This is a genomic window from Pseudoalteromonas sp. SaAl2 (genome assembly GCF_052947895.1).
Map to the genome: position 1 here is coordinate 3,004,753 of NZ_CM129605.1, position 23,980 is coordinate 3,028,732.

Here is a 23,980-nt window from a genome sequence, read left to right on the forward strand (position 1 = left end):
CCCCTGTGAAGCGCTGAATTCTGCATCTTGAGGTGGTTTGGGTATGTATTACTCCAACAAAAACGGTGACTTAGTAGTAAGTCACCGTTTTAAAGCTAATCTAAAATAGGCATGAATTAAGAATTCACGTACATTAATTTATGCTTGATATAGATTTATGATCACCAGATCTTTACCCGATCCTCTGGTTTAATGTACATTTTATCACCTTCTTTTACATCAAACGCTTGATAAAACTCAGGCATATTAGACAAGATACCAATTACACGATAATGGCTCGGTGAATGTGAATCCGTCATTAAGCGGTTACGTAGCTCTTCATCGCGATATTTACGGCGCCAAATTTGTGACCAGCCCATAAAGAAGCGTTGATCGCCAGTATAGCCATCAATCACAGGCGCTTTGGTTTGCCCTAGTGATAGCTGGTAAGCTGTATAAGCTACTGTTAAGCCACCCAGATCACCGATATTCTCACCCAAAGTGAGTTCACCATTAACACTAGCATCTTCAAATGGTTTATATTCGTTATATTGAGCAACTAACTGACCTGTACGCTCTTCAAACTGCTTAAGATCTGACTCACTCCACCAATTGCGAAGATTGCCGTCACCATCGTATTTAGCTCCCTGGTCGTCAAAACCATGACCAAGTTCGTGCCCAATTACAGCACCTATCGCACCATAATTGACCGCATCATCCGCTTCTAAGTTAAAAAATGGTGGCTGTAGAATCGCTGCTGGAAATACAATTTCGTTATTAACGGGATTATAATAAGCATTTACAGTTTGTGGTGTCATATGCCATTCAGAGCGATCAACAGGCTTACCTAATTTTGCAGTCATATCTGCATAAGACCACTGGCTATGGCGTATATAGTTGCCTACGAGATCATCCGCTTTAATTTCAAGCTCCGAATAATCTTTCCACTTATCAGGGTAGCCAATTTTCGGTGTAAATTTATCCAGTTTTTCTTTTGCTGCAAGTTTAGTTTCTGGGCTCATCCATTCTAGATTTTCAATGGCTACAGCATATCCGCGAATAACGTTATCAACGAGCTCTTCCATGCGCGCTTTTGCTTCTGGCGGGAAGTTTTCTTTAACGTAGACTTTACCTAAGATCTCACCTAATACACTATTGGATGCATCAACTGTTTTCTTCCACAGCGGCGCTTGCTCTTTTACACCTCGTAAAGTAGTACTGTAAAAGTCGAAGTTAAGATCAACTAAGTCTTTATTTAATAAATTCGCATAGTTACTTACAAAATGAAATTTAAGGTAATGCTGCCAAGTTGCTAAGTCGGTATCTTTATAAATATCTGCAAACTTTTCAAAATAGCTTGGTTGACCCACGATTATATCTGCGGTATCAACACCTGACGCTTTAAAGTACTCGACTAAGTCAAATTCCCCGGTTAGTTTACTTGCATCAACAACCGACATTTTATTATAAGTTTTGGTTGCATCACGTCTTTGTACACGACTCCATTGCGCCTCAGCAATTCTCTTTTCTAGAGCAAGAATGTTACTTGCAGCTTGCTGGGCATTTTTAACATTTGCATGCTCTAATACTTGTGTAACATAAGTGAGATACTGCTCGCGGATTTTGCTAAACTTTTCATCATCTTTGATATAGTAATCACGATCAGGTAAGCCCAATCCTGATTGATATGCATATAAAGCATTTTCACTTGAGTTTTTTGCATCGTTATTTACATACCAACCAAACGGTACACTGCCACCCTGGATACGCAATTGCGCCATTAAAGATACTAAATCAGATTTAGCGTTAACGGCATCAATATTTGTCAAAATTGGTGATAACGGCTTAATGCCTAACTCTTCACGCTGAGCTTCGTTCATGTAACTATTATAAAAAGCGGCCAATTTAGATTCGTCACTGCCTGGCTTAACATTTTTATTCGCAGCAGCTTTTTCAAGCACCGCTTTCATGGCTTTTTGCGAGTCATCATAAAGTTGAGTAAATGAACCATAGTTAGATTTATCACCTGGAATTTCAGTTGTTTCTAACCACTGACCATTTACATGGTAGTAAAAATCATCTTGGGCACGAACTGATTTATCCATGTTTCGTCAGTTCTATACCTGAATTAAATTGCTCAACAGGTGCTGTTTGTACTGTGGCCTCAGGTGCATTTGTTTGTTCTTGTTTATCACCACAGCCAACCAGCCCTAAAGCCAGCGCAATACTTGCAGCGCTAAGAGTTACTTTTTTCATAAGAGTCTCGATTGTTAGATATTATTAAAATATTCAGAAGTAAAATACTTCAAAAAGGATTCGCTCACCTATCTTAAACCTGTTAGTGATAACAATAAACCAGCAAGTTAAAACGACTGTCTTTAATATGTAACAAAATCTATCAAGTCGTGTCAGCTAACTTTATTGACCCAAATTTTAGATACAAAAAAACCGCTAAAAAGCGGTTTTTATTATCAATTACAAGTTATTTTATAACGCGTAAATGTGAGCCTTTTTTCTTGTCTGGTTTAGGCGGTGTAGGTTCATCATCAGCGATAAACTCTTCGTCTAAATCAACACTTTCAAGCTCAGTAGCAAAATCGTCTTCGTCCTCTAAAAACTCATCTGCAGTAAATACGGTACCTTCTCCATTCTCGCGAGCATAGATTGCAAGTACAGCACCTAATGGTACGTATACCTGCATCGGCTGTCCGCCAAAACGGGCATTAAAACTTAATTGTTGTTTATCCATCGAAAACTGCGTGACGGCTGAAGGACTAATATTCAATACAATTTGACCATCTTGGACAAATTGCGTTGGTATTTGCACAGCAGGAAAATCAGCATTCACCACCAAATGGGGTGTACATTGATTATCGACAATCCAATCAAAAAATGCGCGAAGTAAATAAGGACGATTAGGCGTCATTACAAACGGATCTCACGTTCTGCTTCAGTCAGAGATGCTTGGAAAGATTCACGCTCAAATAAACGGATCATGTACTCTTTCATCTCTTTAGAACCTGCACCATTTAGTTCAATACCAAGTTCTGGTAAGCGCCATAATAGTGGTGCTAAGTAACAATCGACTAAACTAAACTCTTCACTCATGAAATATGGCGCTTCAGTGAAGATTGCAGATACAGCAAGTAACGCTTCTGTTAGTTCTTTACGTGCTTGTGCTGATTCAGCACCGTTTGCGTAAATCTTTGCAGCTAAACTATACCAGTCTGTATCGATACGATGCATCATCAAACGGCTACGACCACGCATTACCGGATAAACAGGCATTAGTGGAGGATGAGGAAAACGCTCATCAAGGTATTCCATGATGATGTTTGCCTGATATAAACCAAGCTCACGGTCGATCAGTGTTGGCACTGTACCGTAAGGATTAATTTCATGAAGTGCTTCTGGTAAGTTATCCTTTTCAGCCAGATGAATGTCTACACTTACGCCTTTTTCAGCAAGTACAATACGTACTTGGTGGCTATACATACAGTTAGCACCAGAAAAAAGGGTCATTACAGGGCGCTTATTGGCAGCTACGGCCATGCCTACCTCCATTAAATAACAAAAACAGCAATAGGGGCTTAAGCCCCTATTGCAAAATTACCTTTAAATATGTTCAAAATTAATGAACATCTCTCCAGTATTCTTTCTTCAGCATAAATGACAAGATAAACAGAATAATTAAAAATCCGATTACCTTAAGGCCAAGCGCTTCCGATTCAAGACGCGTAGGTTCACCTACATACTCGAGGAAATTCGTTAAATCACGAACAGCTTGGTCATACTCATCTACACTTAATTCGCCAGTACCATCAGTCTTAGTGCCAACAACTTTAGTCACAGTGTGACCATGTTCTTGTACTTCTTCAATGATAGGTGTCGGTAAACCTTGCAGCTCTTGCAGAACATGAGGCATACCTACCGATGGAAATAACGTATTATTTACACCGAACGGGCGAGATTCATCTTTATAAAACGATTTTAAATAGGTGTAAATCCAATCACTGCCACGCACTCGCGCAACATTTGTTAGATCCGGCGGAGCCGCACCAAACCATTTTTCAGCATCATCTTTTTCAATCGAATTAGTGATGTGACTACCAACTTTTGAACCGTCAAAAATAAGTTGCTCTTGACCTACTTCAGTCGGAATACCTATATCGCGGAAAGTACGCTCATAACGTTGATACTGCATTTGGTGACAACCAAGACAGTAGTTCATGAACAACTTAGCACCACGTTGCAACGAAGGCTGATCAGTTAAGTCATTACCCGCTTCCAATAATGGAACTGACGGGCCAGCCGCCATTGCCGGTAATACGTTTATTGATAAAGCAAATAAACCGATAATTAGCTTTTTCATCATTTCGTTAACCTCTCTGGCAATGGCTTAGTTTTTTCATTCTTACTGTATACAAATAACAGTACGAAGAACATAAAGTAAGTCACAGTACACACTTGTGAGATAATCGTTTTCAAATCAGTTTGTGGAGTTGCACCCACCCAACCAAGTAAAACGAAAGTAACCACAAAGCCTGCGATGTTCCATTTATGGAAGCCACAACGGTAACGAACCGATTTCACTGTACCACGGTCAATCCAAGGTAATAGTGCCAGTACCACAATCGATGCACCCATCGCCGCAACACCAATTAACTTATCAGGGATTGCACGTAAGATTGCATAGAATGGCGTAAAGTACCAAACTGGGAAAATATGTTCAGGCGTCTTAAGTGGGTTTGCTGGCTCAAAGTTCGGCGCTTCTAAAAAGAACCCACCCATCGCTGGCATAAAGAACACAACCCAACAGAATAAGATTAAGAATCCAACCACGCCCATAATATCTTTTACAGTGTAATATGGGTGGAACGGTATCGCATCAACAATGTCTTTTTTGTCAGTGTAATACTCATGGAATTTAAACTTAGGCTTATCTTCTTCAGCTACAGAACCTTTCTTACGTTTAATTTCAACACCATCTGGGTTATTTGAGCCCACTTCGTGAAGTGCAACAATGTGTAAGAATACTAAGATAACAATAACTAATGGTAAGGCAATAACATGTAATGCAAAGAAGCGGTTAAGCGTTGCACCAGATATTACGTAGTCACCACGGATCCACAGTGTTAAGTCATCACCAATTACCGGAATCGCACCGAATAATGAAATGATTACCTGCGCACCCCAGAATGACATTTGACCCCATGGTAATAAGTAACCCATAAAGGCTTCAGCCATTAATGCTAGGAAGATAAACATACCAAACAACCACAGTAATTCACGTGGCTTTTGATAAGAACCGTAGATCATGCCACGGAACATATGTAGGTATACAACGATGAAAAACGCAGACGCACCCGTTGAGTGCAAATAACGTAACAACCAGCCGTATTCAACATCACGCATGATGTATTCAACAGATGCAAACGCACCTTCAGCTGAAGGTACAAAGTTCATCGTTAACCAAATACCGGTTAGGATTTGGTTTACTAGCACTAACATGGCTAACGAGCCAAAAAAGTACCAGAAGTTAAAGTTTTTAGGTGCTGGATACTGTGCAATATGCATGTTCCAAACACGAGTCATTGGGATACGGTCGTCGATCCAACCAATAATCTTACCAAACATTAGGCTACCCCTTTTTCTTCGCCCACTAAAATAGTGGTCTCATCAAGAAAAGTATAAGGTGGTATCTCTAAATTTAATGGTGCAGGTACCGCTTGGAATACACGGCCAGCCATATCAAATTTAGAACCATGACATGGACAGTAGAAACCATCATCCGTGCCTTCGACTTTTTCACCAAAGCCACCGTTTAGGAAACCAGGCGAACACCCTAAATGAGTACAAATACCTACAGCGACAAAAATCTCTGGACGTATTGAACGGTAGTCATTAGTTGACGATTCTAATTGTTGTGGCTCTTGCGATTGCGGATCACGAAGTTGACCTTCGTGAGCTTTCATCTGCTCAAGCATTTTTGGGGTCCGTGATACAACCCATACAGGTTTACCACGCCACTCGACACGTATTAATTGCCCTGGCTCAAGTTTGCTTATATCTACTTCTACAGGCGCACCCGCAGATTTAGCTCGCTCACTTGGATTCCAAGACGCAATAAAAGGAACAGCAGCCCCAGCCGCACCAACACCACCAACAACAGAGGTAGCTATGGTTAAAAAGCGACGTCGGCCATTGTCTACAGGCGCATTGCTCATCCACTTATCTCCACTATGATTCCCAACACTTGCTATATTGAGAACATCAGTTACAGCAATTTAATTTTTAGAAATTTTAAAATAGAAGCGATCATAATTAAAACCCCTGATTAAAACAAGGTTATTAACAGCTTCATGCTCGAATATTCCCGACTTTATCAACCCGTTGACTAAGTCAGCTCGAGCATACAGCCGTTTTTATGATATTACTTTTACAAAAACAATATACTGACCGAGATCAACCCCACTAAGCGGAAGCAGATAAACTGCAGATGGTGCTGTTGAACTCACTCACATTACTTGCCAAACAATTGTAGCAAAAAAATCCACCAATTAACTGATGGATTTACACTTATTATGATTATTATTGAACTTTTTTTTAAAGTTATACGCAGTAAAGGCCTAAGCCGGTTAATTATTAGGCGCATATTTGATACGAGTTTGCTGGTTACAGATAAAAAGTGCGAGTTTGCCTATCTCTGATAAAAAGTGCGAGTTTGCCTATCTCTGATAAAAAGTGCGAGTTTGCTTATCTTTGATAAAAGGTGTGAGTTTGCCCATTCTTGATAAAAATGCGAGCTTACTTATTTCTGAGAAAAGGTGTGAGTTTTTCAGGGTTCAAATACAGCAAAATTAAAAGGGCAGCTGTTTTAAAAGTGTATGTTACACCCTGAAGTGGTCGTCGCGTTCTTGTATCCGTGGGTTTCGTGTTACTCAACCCACGCTACGGTGCATTGGTTGATGCTGTGCAACTCGCTAACTTTTATAGCACCAAAAACAAAAAACCCAGCCGAGGCTGGGTTTTTGGAATTCTGTAAAACGTAATATTAACGTTTTGAGAACTGTGGACGCTTACGTGCTTTCTTAAGACCCACTTTCTTACGCTCAACTTTACGCGCATCACGAGTAACGAAACCGGCTTTACGAAGTTGTGGACGTAGTGACTCGTCAAACTCCATAAGTGCACGAGTGATACCGTGACGGATTGCGCCAGCTTGACCTGTAGTACCACCACCAGCAACGGTGATGTGTAAGTCAAACTTTTCAGTCATATCAACAAGCTCAAGAGCTTGACGAACAACCATACGTGCTGTTTCGCGACCAAAGTACTCTTCTAAAGAGCGCTTGTTGATTACGATGTTACCAGTGCCTGGGCGTAAGAATACGCGAGCACTTGAACTTTTACGACGACCTGTACCGTAGTATTGATTTGCCATGATAGTGCTCCTTAAATGTCTAGAACCTGAGGCTGTTGTGCAGCATGATTGTGCTCAGTACCCGCGTAAACTTTAAGTTTACGGTACATAGCGCGGCCTAAAGGACCACGTGGCAACATGCCTTTAACAGCTTTTTCGATGATCATTTCAGGCTTTGCAGCTTGAAGTTTATCAAAAGTAGTAGACTTAAGACCACCTGGGAAACCAGAGTGAGCGTAGTAAACTTTATCTTTGAATTTGTTACCAGTTACAGTAACTTTCTCCGCGTTGATAACGATGATGTAATCACCAGTATCTACGTGTGGAGTATATTCAGCTTTGTGCTTACCGCGTAGGCGATGAGCGATTTCAGTAGCGATGCGACCTAAAGTTTTACCTTCAGCGTCAACTACGTACCAGTCACGTTTTACTGTTTCTGGCTTAGCAACAAACGTTTTCATTTATAAAAATCCAATGTTTTTCAATTAAAACCACAGGTAATTATTATTAATTACCGCTCTAAATGTTTGCTCCAACCCCTTCGAGTTTAAGACTTTTGCGCCATTCAATAGAGGCTAAGCTAATGAAGGCAATAGAACGCAACGTGGCAGACGCGGGAGTATACCAGCACTTAATCGACATTGCTACCTGACGGTTGTTTTTTCCGCAAGAATTTTAAAAATTAGTGGTTACTTCGTTTTTTTTCCGTGCTTCGCTAAACGCTCTAATTTTTCACGTAATGATGGTGGTGCGTTTTGCGCAATGGCGTTTAGGTAATCTGAGGTTTGTTCGCTCATGGGGAGCTTTTTAGCTACAGTAGCATTAGCCTTTTTGGCTGGATTATTTTTACTTAATCGTTGGCTTGATTGCGGGTTGGCGATGATCTTTATTTGCCCTAACTCCGCGAGTCCATTACCGCGAAAGTGAGACTGCATATCCATTTTAAGGTAGTTCAAGCGCAGAGCAATAGGTGCTGACACCGCTTCAATCGTCAATGTGCCATCTTTATAATTACTCACTCGGCATTTTTCAGCTAGGTTAGGACTTAAAAATTCCGTTAATAATGTTTGTTGCTTATCAAGCGCTTGGCTTTTACCTGCATAGCTTGATAAACGACCACTCAAGCCTGCTATAATATCGTTTAACGGTTTTGGCGCAAATTTATCTTTAGCCATTACACACACCAAAAGTACAGTTAGAAATCAATTTTAATCCAATATAAAGCGAAAGCAATAGCTATTAATCATAAGTGTTCATTTGTGTTTATTGTTTTAATTTTTTCTATAATCTCTACATTAGCTGCAGGGAAGTTATAGTCATCTAACTTATTAAGTGCTACCCATTCACTTTGTTGCCCTTCAGCACCATGCGCATCACCACTAAAATCAGTTACCAAATGCACATCTAGTTTCACGTATTTATCGCCGTAATCATGCTCAATAACCATTAGCTCTGTTGAACTATGAATAGTGAGTGCGACTTCTTCTTGTAGTTCGCGTTTCAGTGCCTCAAATACGCTTTCACCGCATTCTACTTTACCACCTGGAAACTCCCATAAACCACCTTGGTGCTTTTCATCTGGACGCTTACAGATAAACAATGTGTTACCAGCTTTAATTACACCCACAGCAACATGGACTATTTTTTTTGTCATTATCATCTTACCTTTATTATTAATCTACACAGCTTCGGGTTACGAGCTGCGAGTAAGAATACAGCTAGAAACTTGCACCTTCAATAACCGTAGGAGAGCGCTTTAGCGCCGATTGATTCGACATAACTCCCAAACAATCACGGCTGAAGCCTGTTCCCACAAAAGCCAAATATACCTAGTCACTTCCCTAACACCTTTAGCCTTTTACCTCTTAAGCGCAGCGCCTCTTAGCCTCTTTGTGAACAAATCACTTACACTTTTCGCGGCTAAAGCCTGCTCCTACGAAAACCATATTTGCACAGCGAAGAAAAGCCACGGGCTGCGAGTAAGAATACAGCTAGAACCTTGCTCCTTCAATAATCGTAGGAGAGCGCTTTAGCGCCGATTGATTCGACATAACTCCCAAACTATCACGGCTGAAGCCTGTTCCCACAAAAGCCAAATATACCTAGTCACTTCCCTAGCACCTTTAACCTTTAACCTTTAACCTTAATTTACAAACAAAAAAAGCGACGCACATGCGTCGCTTTTATTAAACTAAAGCAATAGTTATTTTAACTTACCACAACATTGCTTAAATTTTTGACCTGAGCCACATGGGCATGGCTCATTACGACCCACTTTAGGCTCAGCGCGTGCAGTTACTGTTGCACTTGCAGGTGCTTCTCCGCCAACATGCTCTGCTTCTTCATGTTGATATTCGCGAGGAGCATTTTCACTCTTACGGTGCTGCTCTTCAACTTTTTCAACATCATCTTCTGCACGGACTTGAACTTTACTTAAAATGCCAACAACGTCGATTTTCAAATTTTCAAGCATTTCAGAGAACAGCTCAAACGATTCACGCTTGTACTCTTGCTTCGGGTTCTTTTGCGCATAACCACGTAAATGAATACCTTGACGCAAATGATCCATTGCCGCTAAGTGATCTTTCCAGTGTTGATCTAAGCTTTGTAGCATAATTGCTTTTTCAAACTGACGAAGAACCGACTCGCCTACTTGCTGTTCTTTCTCTTTGTACGCATTATTCACTTCTTCTTCGATACGCTCACGAAGCTTCTCTTCATACAACTTGTTATCGTCTGCTAACCATTGTGAAATTGGCAACTCTAATAAGAAGTCTTGCTTCAAGCGCTCTTCAAGGCCCGGGATATCCCACATTTCTGCAAGGCTTTGCGGTGCAATATATTGGTCAATGATATTACCAAGTACATCACCACGAATAACCGTAATTGTCTCAGAGATATCGCCTTCAACCAGTAATTCATTGCGCTGTGCATACACCACACGACGTTGATCATTAGCCACATCATCGTATTCAAGTAATTGCTTACGAACATCAAAGTTACGTGCTTCTACTTTACGTTGCGCGTTTTCAATTGCACGGTTTACCCATGGATGTTCAATTGCTTCACCACGTTGCATCCCTAGTTTACGCATCATGTTAGTCATGCGCTCACCAGCGAAGATACGCATTAATGCGTCATCCATTGATAAGTAGAAACGGCTTGAACCAGCATCACCTTGGCGACCTGAACGACCACGTAGTTGGTTATCGATACGACGTGATTCATGACGTTCAGTACCAATAATATGCAAACCACCCGCAGCAATTACAGCATCATGGCGAACCTGCCATGCGGCTTTAATGTCAGCTATTTGCTCATCGGTTGGGTTTTCAAGTTTTTCAACTTCGCTATGCCAGTTACCGCCAAGTACAATATCAGTACCACGTCCAGCCATGTTTGTTGCAATCGTTACCGTGCCCGGTAAGCCTGCATCAGATACGATATCAGCTTCTTGAGCATGAAACTTAGCATTAAGTACATTATGCTTTATCTTTTCTTTACGTAAGAATTGCGACAAGTACTCTGAGCTTTCAATTGAAATAGTACCCACAAGCACTGGCTGTCCACGCTCTTGGCAATCTTTAATATCGACTAAAATTGCTTCGTATTTTTCTTCTTGCGTTAAATAAACTAAATCTGCGCGATCATCACGGATCATTGGCTTATTCGTTGGCATAACAACCGTATCAAGGCCATAGATTGACTGGAACTCAAACGCTTCAGTATCTGCAGTACCTGTCATACCTGCTAGTGTTTCATAGATACGGAAGTAATTTTGGAATGTAATTGATGCCAACGTTTGGTTTTCGTTTTGAATTTTTACACTTTCTTTTGCTTCAACAGCTTGGTGTAAACCTTCAGACCAACGACGACCTTCCATAGTACGGCCTGTGTGCTCATCAACAATGATTACTTCGTTTTCTTTTACTACGTAATCAATGTCTTTTTGATAAAGTTTGTGCGCACGTAAAGCTGCATAAACATGGCTAAGTAGCGTAATGCTACCTGCAGAATAAAGCGAGTCGCCTTCTTCAATTAAACCACGTTCAGTTAAAAGCTCTTCAACTTTAATTTGACCACGCTCAGTAAGATGAACTTGTTTAGACTTCTCATCGATAGTGAAATCGCCGTCACCTTCAACACCTTCTTCGTCTTCTTTTTCTTGTAGTTCAAGTAAAGGGACGATGGTGTTAATTTCAGTGTATAGCTGCGAGCTATCTTCAGCTGGGCCAGAAATGATAAGCGGTGTACGTGCTTCATCAATAAGGATTGAATCCACTTCATCCACTACTGCGTAATAAAGTGGGCGCTGCACACGTTCATTAATACTAAACGCCATGTTGTCACGTAGGTAGTCAAAACCGAATTCGTTATTGGTACCGTAAGTAATATCTGCGCTATAGGCTTCTTTTTTCTGTTGCGGCATCATACCTGGTACGTTACAGCCAACCGTTAAGCCTAAAAATTCAAATAATGGGCGGTTAGTTTCAGCATCACGCTTTGCCAGATAATCATTCACAGTTATAACGTGAACGCCCTTGCCTGTTAAGCCTCGTAGATAAGCAGGTAAACTTGCAGTAAGAGTTTTACCCTCACCGGTACGCATTTCTGCGATGCGGCCTTGGTGTAACACCATACCACCAAGTAACTGCACGTCGAAGTGACGCATGCCATTAACACGCTTTGATGCTTCACGTACCACAGCAAACGCTTCAGGCAAAATATCGTCAAGGCTTTGCCCGTTATCGTAACGCTCTCTAAATTCTGCTGTTTTGGCTTTTAAATCTTCGTCTGAAAGCGCTTCAAGTTGCGTTTCAAGTGCGTTAATTAGCGCGACCGTCTTTCTTAAATTTTTAATAGTGCGGTCATTGCGACTACCAAAAATCTTGGTAAATAAATTAGATATCATGATAAAACCGTTACAATATATTCTCTGCTAACCAGTCATTGGCTAACCCATTTAATGCACCCAAGATATACATGGGGATTATTACTAATTAATATATTGCTCAATAAAAGCACATATTAATTAGTAATTTTGCGAAATGCTGTTAATTTCAGCATTAATTACGTGCGCTACTATACCAGACTCTGCGAAACATCAAACCATCGCGTAGTTAAGATACCCGTTTTATGCAAGAAAAATTTAGCTATTGCTGTAAATTACAATTTAAATTTCCCTGACAATAAATGAATTAACGAGGTAACAAGCTTTAGATATGGCGACAATAAACTTTAAATCAAGAGCGCAAAGTAAACTTGTCATCACGTTTAAGCCAAGTGTTCTCGCGCTAAATACTCAAGTGATTGCATTTCCTGCAAACGGCTAATACAGCGTTTAAATTCAAAGTTGAGATTACCTTGGGTATACAATTCGGTGATACCCTTTTCAGCAGATATAATTAGGGTGACGTTACGCTCATAAAACTCATCCACTAAGGCAATAAAGCGCCGTGCAGCATCGTCATTGGCTTGGCCAAGTTGCTTCACGTTAGACAAGATCACTGTATTATATAAGCGACTTATTTCCATGTAATCCACTTGACTGCGAGCAGTCTCACATAGCTCGCTGAATTCAAACATGACAATACAATCTGCTACTTTACGGGTTTTAATCATCCGCCCTTCGATTTCAATAGCTATATCGAGCTTGCCGGGCTCTGGCGATAACTTATCAAAATATTCAAATAAGTTTGCATCAGCTTGTTGATCAAGCGGGCTATGAAAAATTTCTGCTTGTTCAAGTGTTCGTAATCGATAGTCTATGCCTGAGTCCACATTGACAATTTCAGTATTGGCATTCACTAATTCAATCGCTGGTAAGAAACGCGCACGCTGCAGTCCGTTACGGTATAATTCGTCAGGCACGATGTTAGATGTAGCAACAAGCACGATACCTCGTGCAAAAAGTGCCTCCATTAAACCACCTAACAACATTGCATCGGTAATATCTTGCACGAAAAATTCATCAAAACAGATAATGTCTGTTTCTGCTTTAAATATATCCGCAACAATCTCCAGTGGGTTCGATTTGTTATTTAACTTTTTAAGTTCGTCATGCACTCGGTGCATAAAGCGATGAAAATGCACTCGCATCTTACGATCACCAGGTAACGCTTCATAAAAAGTGTCAACCAAGTAGGTTTTACCGCGCCCTACGCCTCCCCAAAAGTACAAGCCTTTTATAGCCGGCGTGCTATCTTTATTAAATAACTTTGCAAACCAGCCTTTTTTAGCTGGCTTTGCAGCGGTTAAGTCATCGTATAGTCGCTGTAAGTGACGCACTGCATTTTCTTGAGCGGCATCGTGTACAAAGTCATCACGCTGTAAATCTTGCTGGTATTTTTGCCAAGGAGTCATAGATAGTTACAATAAAACACGGTTTAATTTGCGCAATATATTAACACGCATCGTAACTCGGGGTATATTAGAGACAGTAAGATTTATTTAACCTGGGCTTAGGTTATTTAACGACAGACTAAATTTATTAATTACACACGCAATTTTTTCGTTATTTTTTATTTCCCAAAGGGGTAGAATTTATGGGCACCGTTACTTGGATTGGTATTATTGTTATTGTTGCCGTAGCAGCGTTTTTCTTGGGCGCTTTTGTGACTAAAAAACAATTTAAGCAAGATGAACTAGAAGAACAAGCAGAGCAAGCTAAGCATGCGCTAGAGCAATATCGCCAGGATGTTGCCGACCACTTAGCAAGTACCGGTAAGCTAGTAAATCGTATGAAAGACAACTATGACCAGCTTTTGAATCACGTTGATGAGACTAACAAGCTATTATTAAGTGATAAAAAAGAGCACCCAGCTGAACCTTTCTTTTCAAAAGAAACCACAGAGCAATTACAACGTTCATTAAAAGAGCGTCAAAGCGATCGTTCTTCAGCCGAGGCGCAACCTGCCGATTACGTGTCAGGCGAGTCAGGCTTATTTGCTGGAGACGACAAAGTTTCAGAACATTCTAAAGCCTCTTGATGAACTTTTTTTTGACCCCATAGTCTGTAGATATAACAGCTTTATATCTAAACCTAGAAAAGGGCTGCTTATGCAGCCCTTTTCTATGTCTATGTTTTTGCTTTTTTGTGATGTGGAGTAAACCCTGACTATGAAAATGAAATTATCGTTAATCAGCGCAGCTGTTCTATCTGCGAGCCTATTATTAACCCCTGGTGTATCAATGGCTAAAATGCCAGTGGCTGTCGATGGTCAACAATTACCTACCCTAGCTCCTATGCTTGAGCAAATCACCCCAGGCGTGGTGAGCATACAAGTATCAGGCTCTAAAGAAGTTCGTAGACGCGCTGATCCTCTCGATTTCTTTTTTGGCAATCCGCAACCTCGCAGCCAAAAACGAGAGTTTAGCGGTTTAGGTTCAGGCGTGATTATTGATGCCGACGAAGGCTATGTTGTTACCAATAATCACGTAGTGCAAGATGCCGAAAAAATGCTGGTTACCCTTGAAGATGGTCGTGAATATGAAGCCACTCGCATAGGGAGTGATAAAGAATCTGACATCGCTTTATTACAAATTGATGCCGATGATCTAGTTGAAATAAAATTAGCCAATTCAGATAAGCTACGAGTTGGTGATTTTGCTGTCGCAATTGGTAACCCTTTTGGACTGAGCCACACTGTAACCTCTGGGATTGTCAGTGCGCTTGGCCGAAGTGGTTTAAATATCGAAGGCTACGAAGACTTCATTCAAACTGATGCAGCTATAAACCAAGGTAACTCAGGTGGTGCACTGGTGAATTTAAACGGCGAGCTAATTGGTATTAATACCGCTATTTTAGGATCTTCAGGTGGTAATGTTGGTATTGGCTTTGCTATTCCATCAAATATGATGAAAAACTTGGTTGATCAAATTATTGAGCACGGTGAAACTCGTCGCGGTTCGTTAGGTATCTCAGGCCGCCCATTGGATGCAGGACTTGCAAAAGCACAGCAGCTTGACGTCAAACAAGGCGCGTATGTTATGCAAGTAATGGACGACTCAGCTGCAAGCAAAGCAGGTATTAAAGCCGGTGATGTTATTATCAGTATTGATGGCAGTGATATCAGTGGCTTCCATGAATTACGCAGTAAGATAGCCACCTTAGGCGAAGGTAAAAAGGTTAAACTAGGCATTTACCGCGATGGAAAAGTAAAAACCGTTAAAGTCACTTTAGATGGCGCATCTGGCTTGAGTGCTTCAGGCGATGAGCTACACCCAGCATTCCAAGGTGCAACGCTTGAAAGCATTCAAAAAAATGGTGCTAAAGGCATTGAGCTGACTTCTGTTGATCCGCGCTCACCAGCTGCACGCGTTGGCTTGGAAGAAGGCGATATCATTATGCAAGTCAATCGCCAACGAGTTGAGAATATTCGTGATATGAATAAGATCATCGAAAATACCAAAGGTAATATTGTGCTTGGTGTAAAAAGAGGGCGAGAATCTGTATTTGTTTTAATTCAATAACGCAAATATTGTACAAATGACATAAATAATAACAGCGGCACTTGCCGCTGTTATTTTTTTTGTGCCATCATAAAGGGATTGCCCATTAACAATAAGAATACCGTGCTAAAATTTTTAAAATTTGTCCTCCCCCCGTTGTTTGCCGGACTAGGCATTGCTTTTTTAGTGGTGTTCTTTAGTCCCAATATGCGTGCAGCGTTATTACCCAATGTTACCTTGCCAAGTGCAATTACCGCACAGCACCTGAGCTTTGCCGACGCAGTTAAACGTGCTGGTCCTTCTGTAGTGACTATTTTCTCTGAGAGTATTTCTAGTCAACCTAGGTATAAACGCCAAAACACAGTACAAGAGCTTGGTTCTGGCGTTATCATGTCCAGCGATGGCTATATTTTAACAAACTATCACGTTATTAATAACGCTGACCAAATCATGGTGATCCTCACCGATGGCCGCCGCTTTTTTGATGTCCAACTTATTGGCTTTGACACCATTACTGATCTCGCATTATTAAAAATAAACGCCGAGCATTTACCCGTGATCCCAATAAATAATGATTTTAACCCGCGTGTTGGCGACGTAGTACTTGCCATAGGCAACCCGCTTAACTTAGGCCAAACAATTACCCAAGGCATAGTAAGTGCAACAGGTAAACAAAAGATCACCGACAGCCCGTACAACAGTCTATTACAGATGGATGCAGCAATTAACGTAGGTAATTCTGGCGGTGCACTGGTTAATTCCAATGGTGATTTAGTCGGTATTACCTCAGCACAGTTTAAAACCCGCGAGAACTTAGATATACAAGGGATTTTCTTTGCGGTGCCATATTCATTGGCCAAAGAAGTAATGGATAAACTTATTCGTCATGGTCGCGTAGTACGCGGCTATTTAGGCTTCACAGGCACCGCGGTTGATAGCACGGGTAAAGAGGTCAGTGATAACTTTACGCCTGTTGCAGGCCTTCGTATTACCAATTTAGACCCATTAGGCCCGGCATGGCAAGCAGGTATTAAAGAGCAAGATATTATCGTTAAAATTGCCGGTGAAGATGTCAGTAACCCACAAAAAACACTCACTACAATCGGTAATTCAGAGCCTGGCCATGAAATTGAGTTTCAGCTATATAGAAATGGGGAAATACTTAAGGTAATGGTTAATGTAGCAGAGCTTGAGACGAAATTATAAAACCTAGGGCCTAGAAGCTAGGACCTAGGTTCTAGGCTATTAACTACTTCTACGTTTGATATTAGCACCCAGTGCACTGAGCTTATCTTCAATACGCTGATAACCACGGTCAACGTGATAGATACGATCGACAACCGTTTCACCTTTTGCCACTATACCGGTCAAAATCAAGCTTGCTGATGCACGTAAGTCAGTTGCCATCACTTGGGCACCACTTAAGCTTTTAGTGTCGCCACAAATTGCTGTGTTACCTTCTAAGCGAATGTTGGCTCCCATACGTTGTAGTTCAGGTACGTGCATAAAACGATTTTCAAAAATTGTTTCTGTAATAGTCGCACTGCCATTTGCAATCACATTCAATGCGGTAAATTGCGCTTGCATATCTGTCGGGAATCCCGGGTGAGGCATCGTTTTAATATTCACCGCTTGCAGCTCACGATTGCGCATATCTAAGTATATGCTGTCATCAGTTACTTCTACCAGTGCATTGGTTGCACGAAGCTTTTCAATAACAGGCTCAAGGCTATGAAAATCTGTAAGCTTACATAATACTTCGCCGCCAGCCATCGCTGCTGCAACTAAAAAAGTACCGGTCTCAATACGGTCAGGTAAAATACGGTGCTCACAACCATGAAGTTTCTCAACACCTTCAATTTCTATACGGCTGGTACCGGCACCTGTAATTTTAGCCCCCATAGCAACCAAGCAAGCCGCCAAGTCGGTTATTTCTGGTTCGCGTGCCGCGTTTTCAAGTACCGTTTTGCCATCAGCTAAAGTTGCTGCCATAAGCAGGTTTTCAGTTGCACCAACGCTGACCATTTCCATGTATATCTCAGCCCCTTTTAAGCGGCCGTCAACACTGGCATTAATGTAGCCATTTTCAACCTGAATGCTCGCGCCCATGCGCTCAAGGCCTTGAATATGAATATCAACTGGGCGAGCACCAATCGCACACCCGCCAGGTAATGACACTTGCGCTTGGCCAAAACGAGCAACCAATGGCCCTAACGCTAAAACAGATGCACGCATTTGTTTTACTAAGTCATAAGGAGCAAGCGTTTTATCAACGGTAGCACCATCGATAACTAACTGCTCACCTTGCCACTGCACATCAGCCCCTAGGGTTTTCAACAATGCTTCAGTGGTACCGATATCACGCAAACGTGGTACATTATTAAACGTACTTTTACCATCAGCCAAAAGAGCGGCAAAAAGAATCGGTAGCGCGGCATTTTTAGCGCCTGAAATAGTTACTTCACCCGCAAGCCCAGTGCCACCTTGAATTACAAATTGATCCATGAGGAGGCCTTAGTTATTGCGGTAAAATAAATTTTTGTTCACGCTTCCACTCTGTAGGTGTAAAAGCACGAATAGACACGGCATGAATCGTACCGTCAGAAATGGTATTCATTAATGGTGCATACACTAGCTGCTGTTTTTTCACTCGACTTAGACCGTCAAAACACTCGCCCACTGCAATCACTTCATAATGACTACCATTTGCTTTAACATGAACTTCAGCTAATTGTAATTCGTCGCGTAATAACGTCTCGACTTCGCTTGTTTGCATAACTCTCACTCAAATAGGGTTGTAACCTGCCCCAACTGCATTAATTTTTGCAATTGCTCAGGTATATTTTGCAATTCAAGGCGAATGCCTTGCTGCTTTAATTCTGCGAAAGAGTGAATTAACCAAGCTAAGCCCGCCGTGTCAACCCTTGATACATCAGAAAGGTCAAAATACCAAGTTTTATGGTTAGTTTGTGAGTTTTTATTAATAAGGCGTTCAGCCGCAATTGAGTTTCGGGTTAATTCGCCGCTTACTTTAAATTGCTGCTCATCGATTTGAGTAACGCTTACTTTACTCATTACCACCTTCACCTCTAAATTGTACTGGTAACTGACTTTTCTGTCTAAGCAGGTTACTGACATGCTCAATACCTTGCTGACGAAGAATTCCTTGCAGCTCGCTTTGTTTCGCATCTAATAGACTGATACCTTCAGCTACCATGTCATAAGCTCGCCAATCACCGCTTCTGTCTTCGCGCACTTTAAAGTCAATTTTAATATCCGGTTTACCAGGCTCTACAATTTTAGTTTTTACTAATACAACATCCTGCCCAGCAAACGCTCTAGCAGGTGCGAATTCAACCTGTTGATTTGTATATTGAGTAAAAACACCGGCATAAGTCGCAACTAAATATTCTTGGAAGGCATCAATAAACTCTTTAATATCTTCAACCGCTTGCTTTTGCTCTGCGGGATCTTTAATTGCACGAACTTTTGAAACATGGCTACCTAACACGCGAAGTGCGGCATATTTATAATCAATGTAAGGCATTAATTCTTCAGTAACGATTACACGTAAGTGCTCTTTATCTTTTTCTATTAATGGTTGATCGCGGGTAATACGCTGAAAAGTGTTATCAGATACCTGACGAACCATTTTATATGGGTCTTTTAAGTCCACAGATTGAGCATTTACATTGGTTGCGATAAAAGTAAAAGCAACAAAGACTAAAAATTTCTTAAACATAATAATTACTCGCCACCTTGATTGAATAAAAACTGCCCGATCAATTCTTCAAGTACTAAAGCAGATTTGGTATCGGTAATAAAATCACCATCATTTAACGCTTTGCTTTCAACACCAAATAACTCGTCCAAGCCTAAGTCTTGATCATTACTGGTTACTTCAAGGCCTAAGCAGGCTTGCTCTGCCGATTTAGGTGCGATAACGGGGTTAATTCCTAAATACTGCTCACCTAAAATACCTGAGGTTAAAATCGAGACAGAGCTAGTATCTGAAAAGCGACATTGATATTGCGCATCAATGGTCATATCAACTACTGGTAAAAACTCTTGCGGATGAATCGAAATAGCCTCAACACGCCCGACGACAACACCACCCACCTTAATTGGAGCACGTGCTTTTAATGAGCCAATATTTTCGAATTTGGCTTTTAGCAAGTATGTTTCGCCACTACCACTAATGCCTGCGTTAGCCACTTTCAATGCCAGCATAGCAAAAGCGGCAATGCCGAGAGCTACAAAAAAGCCAACTAAAATCTCTAATTTCCGTGAATTCATTATCTATACCTTTCTTAGCTGGTAAACATTACCGCTGTCAAAATAAAATCAAACCCTAAAACAGCCAAAGATGAGTGCACAACGGTCTCTGTTGTTGCTTTACTGATCCCTTCTGAAGTTGGTACACAATCGTAGCCTTTGTAAAGTGCGATCCAAGTTACAACAATGGCGAATACAAAGCTTTTGATCATGCCATTTAAAATATCTTGTTGGAATGACACTTGTGACTGCATGATTGACCAAAAACTACCGGTATCAACACCTAACCAGTCAACACCCACTAAATGAGCGCCAATTATTGCAACCGCTGAGAAAATAAGAGCCAACAACGGCATACTAATAAAACCGGCCCAAAAACGAGGAGCAATAATACGTTTAAGCGGATCAATCGCCATCATTTCAAGGCTTGATAACTGCTCGGTCGCTTTCATCAAACCAATTTCTGCGGTAAGTGCACTTCCTGCTCGCCCGGCAAATAGCAAAGCCGTAACAACAGGGCCAAGCTCTCTGAGTAAACTCAATGCAACAAGTGGCCCTAAGCTGTCTTCTGCACCATAACCCACTAATACGGTGTAACCTTGCAGCGCGAGCACCATACCAATAAATAAACCAGAGACCATAATGATAAGCAACGACTGAGAACCCACCATATAGAGTTGGCGAATAAGCAGTGGTGTGCCTTTCCTGAAATTAGGTAGATTCCACAGAGCGCCAATCAACATTTGTGTTGAACGGCCAAGTGCGGCAAATCGACCCAATGTTTTATGACCTAGCTTTTGAAACAAATCAAACATCAGCTACGCCCTCCAAGCAACTCTTCATTATAAGGCTGAGCCGGAAAATGAAACGGCACAGGTCCATCAGATAGGCCTTTCAAAAACTGCTGTACCAATGGCGACTCATGATTTCGCATTTGATCTGGCGAACCACTACCAATAACTCCTTGATCTGCAATAATGATTACATGATCAGCAATACTCATTACTTCTGTTACATCATGAGTAACAATAAGTGACGATAGCCCAAGTACTTGGTTCAGTGATTTAATTAGTTTAACCAGTACACCCATTGAGATTGGATCTTGCCCAGCAAACGGCTCATCATACATGATAAGTTCAGGATCCAACGCAATAGAGCGAGCAAGTGCCGCACGACGAGCCATACCACCAGATAGCTCTGACGGCATTAAATCTTGGGCACCACGTAAACCAACGGCTTGTAATTTCATTAACACAACAAGACGAATTAAATCTTCACTGAGGCGGGTATGCTCTCTAAGCGGAAACGCGATATTGTCAAAAACAGACATATCGGTAAATAAGGCGCCGCTTTGAAACAACATGCTCATTTTGGTACGCGCGGCATAAAGCTCTTTGCGCGTCATCGTTGGGATATTATCACCTTCAAACAAAATCGTACCGTTATCGGGTTTTAATTGACCACCAATTAAACGCAGCATGGTAGTTTTACCAATACCGCTGGGCCCCATAATGGCAGTGATCTTGCCTTTCGGAACGCTAAAACTCATATTTTTATATATGCTTCTATCGCCCCGTGAAAAGCTTACATCCTTGATTTCTACTATTGGTTGCGACAAGTCGCTCTCCATTTCTATTTTCACTACTTCCCCTATTTTAAGGCTTTTTACGCAAAGATGGAAAAAACAAATCGTAAAATTTTGTAATATTCTATGTAATAACAGCCTAAGCCTTACTAAAGCTGACTTAACCTAACCTTAAATAAATTTTTCTAAGGTAAAAATAACGACTTATTAAACATTAGACCCGATTCTTTTATTTATACTTTCAGGTTGGCTTTTGTTACTATTTACCGCAATCTGATATTGAATAATTGGCGTAATGTAATGGTGACTTCTTTTGTCATTTTAATTCTTGGATTTGCTGGACTTGTTTGGAGCGCAGATCGTTTTGTTTATGGTGCTGCAGCACTGGCAAAAAATTTCGGTGTCCCCACTTTAATAGTCGGTTTAACCGTTGTTGCTATGGGCTCATCAGCGCCTGAAATGATGGTTTCGGCCTCCGCCGCCCTTGCCGGTAAAACGGATACTGCAGTTGGCAATGCAGTCGGTTCAAATATCACTAATATTTTGTTGGTATTAGGCATTACCGCATTGTTACGCCCGCTTTCGGTATCTTCAACAACACTCAAGCGAGAAATGCCGCTAGTGTTACTTATTTCGATTGCTGCTTGGTATGTGTTTTCAGATAACTACTTCTCGTTTGCCGAAGGCATTGCGCTACTAATTGCATTTATTGTTTTTATTGCTGGGCTTATCATAATTTCGATTCGCGCTAAGAACCAAGCCGATGACCCATTTGTTAGTGAAGCCTGTGATGATGTGCCAGATAATGTTCCAACCAAGTCAGCACTATTTTGGCTAGTTGTCGGCATGGTCGTACTTCCTTTAAGCTCTCACTTTTTAGTTGGTTCAGCTGTTGATATTGCAAAGTATTTTGGCTTAAGCGATTTAGTCATCGGCTTGACTATTATTGCTATCGGTACCAGCTTGCCTGAACTTGCAGCTTGTATTGCAGGGGTGCTAAAAAACGAAGACGACTTAGCATTGGGTAATATTGTTGGCTCTAATATTTTTAACTTACTAGCCGTTTTACCATTAGCGGGGATTATAAATCCTTCGATTATTGACCCCTCAGCGGCAAACCGTGACGCGCTAATTATGATAGGTGCCACCATCGCATTAATCGCTATGTCCTTGAGTTTTCGTGGGGCACGCCGTATTAATAGAGTTGAAGGTGGCTTATTATTAGCCGCATTTGTTGCTTATCAAGGTTATATTTTTAGCCAAGTAGCTTAATACCGAATAAATTGGACAACACAATGACGCAGTTAAATTTTATTGAACAAGGAAAACGAGTACTTGATATTGAACGTCAAGCCCTTGTTGATATAGCTCAATACCTAGACGAAAACTTTAACCAGGCCTGTCAGTTGATGTATCAATGCCAAGGCCGAATTATCGTTGTCGGCATGGGCAAATCGGGCCATATTGGCAATAAAATTGCTGCCACATTAGCAAGCACCGGCACACCAGCTTTTTTTGTTCACCCTGGTGAAGCGAGCCACGGTGATTTAGGCATGATCACCCGTGATGATGTAGTCATGCTGATATCTAATTCTGGCGAAACCAGTGAAGTGCTCAATATAATCCCAGTGATTAAACGCATTGGCGCTAAAATGATCGCAATGACCAGCAACCCAACATCGTCAATGGCAAATTGGGCTGATGCTCATGTATGCATTAAAGTATCTAAAGAAGCTTGCCCTCTTGGCCTTGCACCAACAGCCAGCACCACAGCAACACTTGCAATGGGAGATGCAATAGCCGTCGCCCTACTTGAAACACGAGGTTTCACAGCCGACGATTTCGCACTATCACACCCAGGCGGCAGTTTAGGCAAACGCTTGTTACTGTGCTTAAAAGATTTAATGCATGATGGTGCCTCAACGCCTATTATTAAAGACACGCAATGCATTAAAGACGCTTTAATAGAAATGTCAGCCAAAGGCCTAGGCATGACAGCAATTGTAAACAACCTTGGCCAACTCAATGGTTTGTTCACTGACGGTGATTTACGCCGTATTTTAGAGCAACGTATCGATATACATAGCACGCTTATTAGTGAAGTCATGACACGTTCGTGCACCACGGCAACTGCGGATATGCTTGCCGCCGAAGCGCTTAATATTATGGAACGTAAACGTATTAACGGTCTTATTGTAATTGACGAAAACCAGCACCCTATTGGTGCATTAAATATGCAAGACTTGCTCAAAGCAGGAGTGTTATAA

23 protein-coding genes and 1 pseudogene are annotated in these 23,980 nt (G+C 41.3%); 5 read left to right on the forward strand and 19 right to left on the reverse strand.

Annotated elements, in window-relative coordinates; translation table 11 throughout:
* Positions 1-161 precede the first annotated feature (161 nt).
* The 12 genes and pseudogenes from ACU8V8_RS14185 to zapE form a co-directional block, all read right to left on the reverse strand.
* A pseudogene (locus ACU8V8_RS14185) lies at positions 162-2,235 on the reverse strand (M13 family metallopeptidase).
* Between the two features lie 226 nt (positions 2,236-2,461).
* The gene (locus ACU8V8_RS14190; RefSeq protein WP_087533106.1) at positions 2,462-2,905 is read right to left on the reverse strand and encodes a ClpXP protease specificity-enhancing factor; all 444 of its coding nucleotides are present in this window, start codon (positions 2,903-2,905) and stop codon (positions 2,462-2,464) included.
* On the reverse strand, positions 2,905-3,531 hold the full coding sequence (gene sspA, locus ACU8V8_RS14195) for a stringent starvation protein SspA (RefSeq protein ID WP_087533162.1): 627 nt from the start codon (positions 3,529-3,531) through the stop codon (positions 2,905-2,907). The genes ACU8V8_RS14190 and sspA overlap by 1 nt, the downstream gene beginning before the upstream one ends.
* A 79-nt stretch (positions 3,532-3,610) precedes the next feature.
* Positions 3,611-4,354, reverse strand: a complete 744-nt coding sequence (locus tag ACU8V8_RS14200; RefSeq protein WP_446887933.1) for a cytochrome c1 — start codon at positions 4,352-4,354, stop codon at positions 3,611-3,613.
* Positions 4,351-5,616, reverse strand: coding sequence for a cytochrome b (locus ACU8V8_RS14205; RefSeq protein WP_087533108.1), 1,266 nt, complete (start codon positions 5,614-5,616; stop codon positions 4,351-4,353). The genes ACU8V8_RS14200 and ACU8V8_RS14205 overlap by 4 nt, the downstream gene beginning before the upstream one ends.
* The gene (petA, locus tag ACU8V8_RS14210) at positions 5,616-6,206 is read right to left on the reverse strand and encodes a ubiquinol-cytochrome c reductase iron-sulfur subunit (protein ID WP_087533109.1); all 591 of its coding nucleotides are present in this window, start codon (positions 6,204-6,206) and stop codon (positions 5,616-5,618) included. Before petA ends, ACU8V8_RS14205 begins: the two co-directional genes overlap by 1 nt.
* A gap of 827 nt (positions 6,207-7,033) precedes the next feature.
* Positions 7,034-7,426 carry a 30S ribosomal protein S9 gene (rpsI, locus tag ACU8V8_RS14215; protein WP_024600778.1) on the reverse strand — a complete coding sequence of 131 codons (393 nt, stop codon included), beginning with the start codon at positions 7,424-7,426 and terminating at the stop codon, positions 7,034-7,036.
* An 8-nt stretch (positions 7,427-7,434) separates the two neighbouring features.
* Positions 7,435-7,863, reverse strand: a complete 429-nt coding sequence (rplM, locus tag ACU8V8_RS14220) for a 50S ribosomal protein L13 (RefSeq protein WP_002957960.1) — start codon at positions 7,861-7,863, stop codon at positions 7,435-7,437.
* 228 nt (positions 7,864-8,091) lie between these two features.
* Positions 8,092-8,577 carry a DUF721 domain-containing protein gene (locus tag ACU8V8_RS14225; protein WP_446887934.1) on the reverse strand — a complete coding sequence of 162 codons (486 nt, stop codon included), beginning with the start codon at positions 8,575-8,577 and terminating at the stop codon, positions 8,092-8,094.
* A 68-nt stretch (positions 8,578-8,645) separates the two neighbouring features.
* Complete coding sequence (gene mutT, locus ACU8V8_RS14230; protein WP_446887935.1) at positions 8,646-9,056, reverse strand: 8-oxo-dGTP diphosphatase MutT; 411 nt, start codon at positions 9,054-9,056, stop codon at positions 8,646-8,648.
* Positions 9,057-9,605: 549 nt separating this feature from the next.
* Positions 9,606-12,314, reverse strand: a complete 2,709-nt coding sequence (secA, locus tag ACU8V8_RS14235) for a preprotein translocase subunit SecA (RefSeq protein ID WP_446887936.1) — start codon at positions 12,312-12,314, stop codon at positions 9,606-9,608.
* Between the two features lie 362 nt (positions 12,315-12,676).
* On the reverse strand, positions 12,677-13,765 hold the full coding sequence (gene zapE / locus ACU8V8_RS14240) for a cell division protein ZapE (RefSeq protein WP_446887937.1): 1,089 nt from the start codon (positions 13,763-13,765) through the stop codon (positions 12,677-12,679).
* A 182-nt stretch (positions 13,766-13,947) separates the two neighbouring features.
* On the opposite strand from zapE, the gene ACU8V8_RS14245 reads away from it, so the two are divergent.
* The 3 genes from ACU8V8_RS14245 to ACU8V8_RS14255 all read left to right on the forward strand — a co-directional run bounded on the left by ACU8V8_RS14245 (position 13,948) and on the right by ACU8V8_RS14255 (position 17,059).
* Positions 13,948-14,391 (forward strand): YhcB family protein, encoded by a 444-nt coding sequence (locus ACU8V8_RS14245; protein WP_446887938.1) that lies wholly within the window; start codon positions 13,948-13,950, stop codon positions 14,389-14,391.
* A 130-nt stretch (positions 14,392-14,521) separates the two neighbouring features.
* Complete coding sequence (locus ACU8V8_RS14250; protein ID WP_446887939.1) at positions 14,522-15,874, forward strand: Do family serine endopeptidase; 1,353 nt, start codon at positions 14,522-14,524, stop codon at positions 15,872-15,874.
* Positions 15,875-15,976: 102 nt separating this feature from the next.
* Positions 15,977-17,059 (forward strand): trypsin-like peptidase domain-containing protein, encoded by a 1,083-nt coding sequence (locus ACU8V8_RS14255; RefSeq protein ID WP_421961100.1) that lies wholly within the window; start codon positions 15,977-15,979, stop codon positions 17,057-17,059.
* Positions 17,060-17,098: 39 nt separating this feature from the next.
* On the opposite strand, the gene murA is transcribed toward ACU8V8_RS14255, so the two are convergent.
* From murA to mlaF, 7 genes are read right to left on the reverse strand one after another with little or no spacing between them, the layout of a single operon-like run.
* Positions 17,099-18,358, reverse strand: a complete 1,260-nt coding sequence (murA, locus tag ACU8V8_RS14260; RefSeq protein ID WP_446887940.1) for a UDP-N-acetylglucosamine 1-carboxyvinyltransferase — start codon at positions 18,356-18,358, stop codon at positions 17,099-17,101.
* A 13-nt stretch (positions 18,359-18,371) separates the two neighbouring features.
* The gene (locus ACU8V8_RS14265) at positions 18,372-18,629 is read right to left on the reverse strand and encodes a BolA family protein (protein WP_087533118.1); all 258 of its coding nucleotides are present in this window, start codon (positions 18,627-18,629) and stop codon (positions 18,372-18,374) included.
* Positions 18,630-18,634: 5 nt separating this feature from the next.
* Positions 18,635-18,928, reverse strand: a complete 294-nt coding sequence (locus ACU8V8_RS14270) for an STAS domain-containing protein (protein ID WP_446887941.1) — start codon at positions 18,926-18,928, stop codon at positions 18,635-18,637.
* A complete protein-coding gene (locus ACU8V8_RS14275; RefSeq protein ID WP_446887942.1) occupies positions 18,921-19,595 on the reverse strand; it encodes an MlaC/ttg2D family ABC transporter substrate-binding protein in 675 nt (224 codons plus the stop codon). Before ACU8V8_RS14275 ends, ACU8V8_RS14270 begins: the two co-directional genes overlap by 8 nt.
* Before the next feature lie 5 nt (positions 19,596-19,600).
* Positions 19,601-20,149: an outer membrane lipid asymmetry maintenance protein MlaD gene (gene mlaD / locus ACU8V8_RS14280; RefSeq protein ID WP_087533121.1), complete on the reverse strand. Its 549-nt coding sequence runs from the start codon at positions 20,147-20,149 to the stop codon at positions 19,601-19,603.
* Between the two features lie 14 nt (positions 20,150-20,163).
* The gene (gene mlaE, locus ACU8V8_RS14285; RefSeq protein ID WP_087533122.1) at positions 20,164-20,943 is read right to left on the reverse strand and encodes a lipid asymmetry maintenance ABC transporter permease subunit MlaE; all 780 of its coding nucleotides are present in this window, start codon (positions 20,941-20,943) and stop codon (positions 20,164-20,166) included.
* Positions 20,943-21,758 (reverse strand): phospholipid ABC transporter ATP-binding protein MlaF, encoded by an 816-nt coding sequence (gene mlaF / locus ACU8V8_RS14290; protein WP_446889650.1) that lies wholly within the window; start codon positions 21,756-21,758, stop codon positions 20,943-20,945. Before mlaF ends, mlaE begins: the two co-directional genes overlap by 1 nt.
* A gap of 255 nt (positions 21,759-22,013) precedes the next feature.
* Here mlaF and ACU8V8_RS14295 point away from each other — a divergent pair, with 255 nt between their 5' ends.
* Together ACU8V8_RS14295 and ACU8V8_RS14300 are read left to right on the forward strand one after the other, a co-directional pair.
* Entirely contained in the window at positions 22,014-22,985 is a 972-nt protein-coding gene (locus ACU8V8_RS14295; RefSeq protein ID WP_290209454.1) for a calcium/sodium antiporter, read from the forward strand.
* A gap of 23 nt (positions 22,986-23,008) precedes the next feature.
* Positions 23,009-23,980: a KpsF/GutQ family sugar-phosphate isomerase gene (locus ACU8V8_RS14300; protein WP_446887943.1), complete on the forward strand. Its 972-nt coding sequence runs from the start codon at positions 23,009-23,011 to the stop codon at positions 23,978-23,980.